Raw genomic sequence first — 7,508 nt, forward strand, 5'->3', positions numbered from 1 at the left:
ATAAAACAGAGACATTATTCCAAATTCAGCATAAAAATGCAGATACCAAAATACTCACCCCGATAATTTTCCAACAACGTGAATAAACTTACATTTTTGTGAATAATGAAAAAGTAGTTAGGCTCAACGCCTTTACCTTTACGTGAGCTCTCGATTGTGTAAATTTACTTCGCTCAGAAGCTTTCATAGATTCTTTTGTTGAGTCTAAGCTTCGCTCTACGCTACCCTATACACACCAGTGTTTACTTAGCGGATACAAAGCGATGTTCGTATACAACGGCAAAGAAATAGAAACCGATTCTCAAGGTTACTTACTTGATCACACCCAGTGGGAAGAAGGTATGATTGCGCTTCTAGCAAAAGATGAAGAAATCGAACTTACCGAAGCTCACTTAGAAGTAGTTCACTTCGTGCGTAATTTTTATGAAGAGTTCAATACATCACCAGCAGTTCGAATGCTTGTGAAGGCGATGGAAAAAGCGCACGGCCCAGAAAAAGGTAACAGTAAATACCTATTCAAATTATTTAAAAAAGGCCCTGCAAAACAAGCGACAAAATTGGCAGGATTGCCAAAACCAGCGAAATGCTTGTAGTACTCTAGTTTGCAAAAACACGACTAAAAAGATCACTGCTTATAAAACTATAAGATCTTAAATCCGCGGAAAGGTTTGTAGGATACACTCTCTTGGGTAACGCTATCTACTGTTGCCGTCCGCGGTCCATCCTCCAACCACGCCGAAAACGCTGCGATTTGCGCCTCTGTACCACAAGCGATTACCTCAACATCACCATTGTTCAAATTCTTTGCATACCCCGTTAAACCTAACTTCAAACCTTGATGTGACGTGTGGTATCGAAATCCTACCCCTTGAACATGCCCTACTATCAGAAACTTCTCACACTTTAGTACCATCCGTATACCGCTCCCTATATTTGAGTGATATATTATTTGCGTCTATTTACCCCACTAAGGATAGTGGGTTTTTATATGGTTATAATAATTATGAAAGAAATTCCCTTCCGTTGGATTGATAAGTATCTCATCCATTTAAAAATTCAAGAAAAGTTCTATTTACTCTTCTTTCTTCCTCTTCTTGCATTGGTCATTCTCACTTTAGTCTTAAACAGTGCTGCTGACTCCATGATTTCTGGTTTGTATCAGGAAGAATTAATGCTGATGAAAGGGCTAATCGAGGCTGGTAACCTTTCGCAATCTCAAGTTGCAAACCTTATTGCTGGCTCAGACACCATTACCTTTGGTACTGGTCCAGATTCCGTGTCCGTGCTGAATGGCGCATTTAGCCTTGTAGCAAACCATGAGCAGTCTTTATGGACCGCACTTTCTACAACGCAAGTCAGTATTATTCTTGTGACTCTATTCATCATCGCGATGGGTGTTTACTACATCATGACTTTCATCGGTGGTGCGATGTTTACGATGAACAAAGCGCTCAACACGCTGGCAGATGGTGATCTAACCGCGCGTATGAATTTCTTCCGTGTTCGTGATGAGTTCAGCGAAATCGCGATTACTATCGACAAAGTAGCGGATCGCGAACAAAAGATGGTTCAGTCGATTCAAGAATCCGTAGCGCTGATGCAGCAAATCAGCTCTGACCTTAACCTTTCAATTCATAACAGCTCTGAGATCTCTAATACCCAACAAGAGCACCTTAACTCACTAGCAAGTGCAACAGAGCAGATGGCTTCCACGATTCGTGAAGTAGCAACACTGGCTCATGACTCAAGTACACAAACTGATGATGCTCGCAGCGTCGCGCAATCAGGTCAGGTGAAAGTGGAAAATACCCTTCACTCTATCTCGAACCTTTCTACTGAGATCCAATCGGCATCTCAAGCGGTTGAAGAGCTAGATGCAAACGCAGCGCAGATTGATGAAGTGGTCACAACCATCAACGGTATCTCTGAGCAAACTAACCTACTCGCCTTGAACGCTGCAATTGAAGCGGCTCGTGCAGGCGAACAAGGTCGTGGCTTTGCGGTTGTTGCTGATGAAGTTCGTGCTCTTGCAGGCCGCACTCAACAAGCGACAGTTGAGATTCAAGCAATGATTGAAGCGCTACAACGTAACAGCCAATCACTGACTAAACTGATGGAAGTAACGGTTCACAATGCGAACGAAGGCCAAACTCTGATGGCTGAAGTGAACCACGAAATCGGCTCACTAGCAGACAAGAACCAAACTATCTCAGACAGCAGCATTCAAATTGCGACAGCAGCTGAGGAGCAAGGTGTCGTGGCAGACAATATCGCATCAAGCGTTGAAGAGATTCGTATACAAGCAAACAATGTATGTACGATGATCAGCACAACGTCGCAAAACGTTGAGCAGCTTCGAGCTCAAAGTGACACCATGGAGTCGCTACTGACTGGCTTAAAAGCGTAATCGCTAAAACGAATAACTAGGGTCACTTCGGTGGCCCTTTTTTGTGTCTGGAAAACCCATCCGTTACTCCACTCATCAGTTTATAATTAAAGCCTCTACAAATGATTGGATTGTCGATGGATATTGCTTTTGCGGGCAACATCCCGGACAATACGCCCCTTTCAAAATTCAACAAGAGCTAAAGAAATGACAGCTGCTATCTATTTGGTAAAAGGTCGTGAGAAATCGGTTAAGCGCAAGCACCCTTGGATCTTCTCTCGAGGCATCAGTAAAGTTGAGGGCGAACCAGCGCTCGGCGAAACCGTTGATGTATTCACTCACGACGGAAAATGGCTAGCTAAAGCAGCGTACTCACCAGAGTCTCAAATTCGTGCTCGCATCTGGAGTTTTGAAAAAGAAGAAATCAACAAAGCCTTCTTCGTTAAGCGCTTCAACAACGCTCAGCTTCTTCGTGAAGACATTATCGAACGCGATGGCCTAACTGGCTACCGTCTTATCGCGGCAGAATCTGATGGTATGCCTGGCGTTACTATCGACCGTTACCAAAACTTCTTTGTGTGTCAGCTTCTAAGTGCGGGCGCAGAATACAACAAGCAAGTGATTGTTGATGCTTTGGTTGAGTGTTTCCCTGACTGCAACGTTTACGAGCGTTCAGACGTCGCGGTACGCAAGAAAGAAGGTTTGAAAGAAACCACTGGCGTACTGCACGGTGAAGAGCCACCAAAATCAGTGGTGATTGAAGAGAACGGCGTAAAAATCAGCGTAGACATCGTTGGTGGTCATAAAACGGGTTTCTACCTAGACCAACGTGACAGCCGCCAACAAGCGATGAAGTACGTGAAAGACAAAGAAGTTCTGAACTGTTTCTCGTACACCGGTGGTTTTGGTCTGTACGCACTAAAAGGCGGCGCAAAACGCGTTATCAATGCGGACGTGTCGCAACCTGCTCTAGACACAGCGAAGTTCAACGCAGAACTGAACGAGTTTGATATCTCTAAAAAACGCGCTGTGTTCCTAAACGCTGACGTGTTCAAACTACTACGCGAATACCGTGACCAAGGTACGAAGTTCGATGTTGTGATCATGGACCCACCGAAGTTTGCAGAAAGCAAAGCACAGCTAAACGGTGCATGTCGTGGCTACAAAGACATCAACATGTTGGCGATGCAAATTCTAAACCCAGGTGGCACACTACTGACCTACTCTTGCTCAGGCTTGATGGACCAAGTTCTGTTCCAAAAAATCATTGCTGACGCCGCAGTAGATGCAAACCGCCAAGTTAAGTTCGTAGAGCGTTTTGAGCAAGCTGCCGATCACCCAACGGATACGGCTTACCCAGAAGGTTTCTACCTAAAAGGTTTTGCGTGTAAGGTCCTATAATCGGGCTTAGTCATAGCCAACGTTAAAGAATTGAAACATAGAAAAAGGGCCTGTTGGCCCTTTTTTATTATGAATCTAAATTAACTTTCGTGAGAGCCGATAAGACATCTCTTTCAAAGTCCATATTTCCGATGATCAAGTCGCTAAACTCGGAAGCTCCTTTTTCAATGACGATCGTTTGGATGGAATTACCCTCGTTGTGGGTGATTTCAAGCGATAGATCTTCGCCGTCCACATTTAGGTCGATACTATTGAGCAGCTCTTCAATGGTGTTATGCCCTGCATCTTCAACAACTTGGTTTAGATCTAGAGTGTCGAGGTCTCGTTCAAAGCCACGCACCAAGTCCGTGCCGGAATCTAGTGAGTCATTAACCCATCTAAATATGTCCGCTTCGTTGTCATTACCAATTAAAATGTCATGGCTTACATCCACTTCCGCTTCGATGATGTTCGCAGTACCACCGCTCGCCGCGTTTACGCCACCATTTTCGTCAATCACAAACTGAAGTGTATTTTCAGATTGGTCACCATCGTTATCGGTCAGTACGTAATCGAAGTCTAACGTTTCTACTGTGTCGCCTACCGCTCCATAGAAGGCATATGCGCCATCATTCAAATCGACTTCCAACGAGTGCTTACTGTCGATGTAGATAGTGAGCAACTTCGTGATATCGTCAAACGCATGTGAGATGTCGTTGTTGTTGTCTACAACCGTCAAGTCTGTACCGTCAAATGAATAAGTGACACCGTCATGTTCTATTTCGCTGATGTAACCGCCATCTGCACCAATACCTGTATCCGGTGATGTGGTGTACATGAGGTTACCACCAACAGGTTGAATCACGGACTGCAACATAACTGGAGGCAGCTGAGTAACGTCAGGCACGACTACACCATCAAGGTCTTGGTTTAAGAAACCATCGTAAGCAACACGGTCTAACTGATCAGGCATCAGGTTCACACCCATACCATAAGCCAGCGCCGTGATCTTATTATCAGAATCGGTCAAGTGATCTATCCAACTGTTCTCACGAGCATCGTTGATGAATGATGAGGCTGGATTTGGTTGACCATCAGATAAGAAGTAGCTCACGTTTGATGCACTAGGTAATTTACCCGCATCATCCCAAGAGTCCTTCGCTTCATTAATTGCGCGATTGTAATTGGTTGCACCGCCAGCACTAAGCGTATCAATGTACGCTTTCGCTTCATCTACGGTTAACCATGTTGCCCCAGCAATAGCGTACGTTGTTGCCGAACCACTGTATTTGATTATTTGAACCCGAGTTTGGCCAATCGATTCGTACTGATTTAATAACTGAGTTGCCGAGTCCTTCATTATTTGAAGTCGATTACCCGTACGCATCGAGCCTGAAACATCCATGATCAATTGAACGTTAGCGCTCTCTTTTGTTTCCGCGACCACATCATGAACAATGGATGTCGAATCAGGTGAATCATCTTCAATAACAACATTTGCTACCGCGGAATTCGTCAACCCAAGAGCATTCGAAACAACGACAGGCACCTCAATGTTTAAAGAGTCCTCGCCAGAAGTATCTGGATGATCTACTGGGCCAAGAAGTTCAGTAGAGATTGCCCCCGTATCACTAACCGAAATCTTAATGACCTCTTCTCCATCCGCTGAACCAACAAGCAATTGGTCGTTGTTGGACAAGGTCCATGTGATTGCCTCACCGTTACTGGTTAGGTTCGCAGTTGGGACATTCAGTGCGACAGAGTCAACCGTTTGACCAAGTGTTAACTGATCCATATCTAACGTTGAGTCTGTAGTGTCCATAAAACCATTCAGCGCGAAGTCATCGGCAATGGCATTACCCAAACCTTCTTCAGAAACATTAAGCGTGACGCCTTCAACAATCGGAGGCGCATATGGATTAACCGCAAAATTCCCCGTTTTACTGTCACCATCGTTATCGGTAATCGTGTAACTGAAGTCGATATCACCATCACCACTTGGAGAAGTCAGAGGTACGTACTGGAAGAATTCCCACTTCCCGGTACTTGGCGTTAATTGAACTTCAAACGCCAACTCGCCGTTCGCTTCACCGACTAATCTGTTTGGGTTCTGAGGATCAATCGCAACACTAATAGCCTCGCCATCAAGCGTTTCTAGACCATTATCAGCACCATTAAGAACGATACTTCCTGGGCCATCAGCACCATAGAGTGCGCCTAAATTCCCCTCTGCTGTTGCAATTGGAATGGAGGAGTCAGCCCCAGTAAAGGTGATAGATTTGACGGTAAAGTCACTGTTGTCTGCGGTATTTGGCCCGTTCCCGTTGCCAGTTGCTTCAAGAATAACCTTGTCAAAACCACCCTGTTGAACACTAAAGTTAGCCGCATAGTCACCACTTGCCGCATCAGAGTTAAACGCTTGCTGTGCGATCAAAACACCATCTCGATAGAAAGACGCAAGACCTTCTTCTAGCTCCCCACCAAACATCTTCTCGAATTCGATCTCAGCCCCAAATGCAATCTTATCGCCCAAGTCGATGACCAATTGCTCTGAGACACCAGTATCATTGGCAAAACGATAGTCCACTTCATTAGCAAGTGGATAGCCGTTATTACCGACACTTTTCACACCAATACCTGATGAAGTTTGATTAATCTCTGCGGCGCCAAGATCGGTAGACTCATTAGACAAAAATCCCAAGGCAGTCACTTCGACATCTCCGAAAGTTCGGCTGAATGCATCGGATTCATTACCAACAAAACTAATATTGCCGGTGAGAATTTCCGGAATATCTGCCAGCGACACATCTACGGCTTGAGAAGACGTTGGAACATGTGGACAGTCATCCTCGACAACCACGTTCATACTTTGGGAGCTTGTGGTTTGACCATCACTCACCGAGATCTGCACATCAAAGTCGATCAAATCTTCGACGTCATTAACTGGATGATCGAGTGGCTCTAAGAGTGTGATGGTGTAACCCCATGTTCCTTGCCCTGCGGCACTTGGTTCTGTCAACACGACTGTTGCTACACTGGCAATACTTGCCGTTGATGCGGTGAGTGTTTGAGTATTGGCGTTCCAAGACCAAGTAACAGGTTCACCTCCAGATGCCAATCCATTTGGTCCGGAAAGTACAACACTCACGTTCGTCGTATCAGGGTCACTGACTGTGAATGAGCCAACAAAGCTCGCCGAGTTCGTGGAGTCTGAAGGAGTTCCCATAGTATCGGCGATACCATCAGGTAACCCTTCTTCAGAAACAATCGCATCAACCACATTGCCGATGGCCGGAGGCGCGTCGTTATCTAAAATCGTACCAGTACCTTGCACTGGCGTATTTTGGATAGAGGTTGCACCAGCAAGCGTGAAGGTTTCGGAACTCTCAAAGACAGTATCATTGATGGTGTTTACAGTAACGCTGTAAGTTGTATCGTTCGCCGGTACGGTAACATCAAAAGTACCATCTGGATTCACAGACACCACTTGCGTTGAATTGTCCGCATAAGTAATAGTTACTGAGGTCTCAGTGTAATCAACGCCACCATCTGCTGTACCATCAGCGAGTGTCATACTCACAACAGTATCTGTCGTACTCGGATTGCTTAACGTGACATCTAATGTGGCAGGATCACCTTCATTGACTGTCGCGTTGCTAATTGATGCAACAACTGGACGGTCGTCATCTGGCTCAGGTCCCGGGCCGCTACCGTCATCAACAATGGTACCCGTGCCTTGTGC

The 7,508-nt window shown here is 45.4% G+C and carries 5 protein-coding genes; 3 read left to right on the forward strand and 2 right to left on the reverse strand.

Annotated elements, in window-relative coordinates:
* Positions 1 to 263 precede the first annotated feature (263 nt).
* Positions 264 to 593: a TusE/DsrC/DsvC family sulfur relay protein gene (locus OQJ86_RS20390; RefSeq protein WP_038873035.1), complete on the forward strand. Its 330-nt coding sequence runs from the start codon at positions 264 to 266 to the stop codon at positions 591 to 593.
* Between the two features lie 47 nt (positions 594 to 640).
* Here OQJ86_RS20390 and yccX read toward each other — a convergent pair whose 3' ends face one another.
* Positions 641 to 913: an acylphosphatase gene (yccX, locus tag OQJ86_RS20395; protein ID WP_038881962.1), complete on the reverse strand. Its 273-nt coding sequence runs from the start codon at positions 911 to 913 to the stop codon at positions 641 to 643.
* 90 nt (positions 914 to 1,003) lie between these two features.
* Between yccX and OQJ86_RS20400 the strand changes: the two genes are divergently transcribed.
* Both OQJ86_RS20400 and OQJ86_RS20405 read left to right on the forward strand, forming a co-directional pair.
* Positions 1,004 to 2,407, forward strand: a complete 1,404-nt coding sequence (locus OQJ86_RS20400; RefSeq protein ID WP_038881961.1) for a methyl-accepting chemotaxis protein — start codon at positions 1,004 to 1,006, stop codon at positions 2,405 to 2,407.
* Between the two features lie 186 nt (positions 2,408 to 2,593).
* Positions 2,594 to 3,787: a class I SAM-dependent methyltransferase gene (locus OQJ86_RS20405; protein WP_038881960.1), complete on the forward strand. Its 1,194-nt coding sequence runs from the start codon at positions 2,594 to 2,596 to the stop codon at positions 3,785 to 3,787.
* A gap of 67 nt (positions 3,788 to 3,854) precedes the next feature.
* On the opposite strand, the gene OQJ86_RS20410 is transcribed toward OQJ86_RS20405, so the two are convergent.
* Positions 3,855 to 7,508: VWA domain-containing protein (locus OQJ86_RS20410; RefSeq protein WP_265989804.1), on the reverse strand; the 3,654-nt coding region annotated here is incomplete at its 5' end.

It is taken from the genome of Vibrio sp. Sgm 5, from assembly GCF_026241575.1.
Classification (GTDB): Bacteria; Pseudomonadota; Gammaproteobacteria; order Enterobacterales; family Vibrionaceae; genus Vibrio; species Vibrio jasicida.

What these genes read in the sequence shown, in the direction of transcription:
- OQJ86_RS20390 (WP_038873035.1), top strand. Translation starts at nt 264, where the DNA reads ATGTTCGTATACAACGGCAAAGAAATAGAAACCGATTCTCAAGGTTAC.
- OQJ86_RS20405 (WP_038881960.1), top strand. Translation starts at nt 2,594, where the DNA reads ATGACAGCTGCTATCTATTTGGTAAAAGGTCGTGAGAAATCGGTTAAG.
- yccX (WP_038881962.1), bottom strand. Translation starts at nt 913, where the DNA reads ATGGTACTAAAGTGTGAGAAGTTTCTGATAGTAGGGCATGTTCAAGGG.
- OQJ86_RS20400 (WP_038881961.1), top strand. Translation starts at nt 1,004, where the DNA reads ATGAAAGAAATTCCCTTCCGTTGGATTGATAAGTATCTCATCCATTTA.